The sequence below is a fragment of the Nocardia sp. NPDC057440 genome, assembly GCF_042802915.1.
Classification (GTDB): domain Bacteria; phylum Actinomycetota; class Actinomycetes; order Mycobacteriales; family Mycobacteriaceae; genus Nocardia.
In genome coordinates this window covers 109819-110797 of the sequence record NZ_JBHVDF010000023.1, presented here as the reverse complement: position 1 = coordinate 110797, position 979 = coordinate 109819, and the positions used below count along the sequence as shown (strand labels likewise).

The window sequence follows — 979 nt, the reverse complement described above, 5'->3', positions numbered from 1 at the left end:
GTGGTCGCCGATGCGACGTCGGGTCGGCCGCTCAGACCGGGTTTCCCTTGTCACGTGGTTGCTGAGATCGGTCGGCGTCGGTTCGCGTCGCAGTGACCGCCACCGCGGTGTAGCGCATCGTGAAGCTGCCCCCTGCCGCGTCGATGGCTGCGCCGATGCCATTCAGCAGTGCCTCCAGTTTGTCCGGCGGGAATTGGCTGTGGCCACCGAATGTCGGCACCTGCTCCAGCCATTCGTCGCGGGTGCAGGGCTGCTCCCAGTCGAACCGCCATTGCTCCGCGTCGCCGAACGCGCCGGCCTGTTGTATTCCGTTGGCCGCCTTGGTGAAGAACGCGGAGTAGGTGTCGAGGCCGGGCATCGTCGGGCGGTCGAACGGCGAGCCGGGCAGCACTCTGCGGTAGACCGTGGAGAAGGCTGCGGCCAGCGCCGACGGTGGTTGGAATACGTACCAGAACACGGCCAGTCGACCGCCGGGGCGCAGCACGTGCGCCGCTTTGGCCGCTCCCGCGACCGGGTCGACCCAATGCCAGGTCTGTCCGGCGACGACCGCGTCGAATGTCCGGCCTGCGGTATCCCAGGCTTCGAACGTCGACACCTCGACCTCGACCCCGCTGCGGCGCGCGAACTCCGCCATCCGCGCGTCGGGTTCGACTCCGAGCGCCCGGCTGCCTGCCGCCTGGAACTGCCTGGCCGCGATGCCGGTGCCGGTCCCGACATCGAGCACGTCGGGGCCGGGGCTCTCGGCGACTATCCGTGCCACCAGGGCGTCGGGGTAACGCGGCCGGGTTCGGTCGTAGCGTTCGGCGTCGGAGCCGAACGACTCGGCGATGTGCCGGGCCTGATGCGCCTCGCGCGGCTCGGGCTCGGAAAGGGGCGGTTGCTCCGGCGGTATAGTGGGCATGCGCCCACTAAAAAAGGGGAACGACACCCCCAAAAAAACAAAAGAAAGTGGGTGGGGGAGAGAGAAACAGAGAGAACC

Annotated in this window: 1 protein-coding gene; it reads right to left on the bottom strand. The window is 68.3% G+C overall.

Features of this window, described 5'->3' with window-relative positions; translation table 11 throughout:
* Positions 1-31: 31 nt before the first annotated feature.
* Positions 32-901 (bottom strand): class I SAM-dependent methyltransferase, encoded by an 870-nt coding sequence (locus ACFU4Z_RS33205; protein ID WP_379071267.1) that lies wholly within the window; start codon positions 899-901, stop codon positions 32-34.
* Between the last annotated feature and the right edge of the window lie 78 nt (positions 902-979).

Excerpts from the sequence above, each read along its gene's own strand:
- ACFU4Z_RS33205 (WP_379071267.1), bottom strand. The coding sequence starts at position 901 with ATGCCCACTATACCGCCGGAGCAACCGCCCCTTTCCGAGCCCGAGCCG.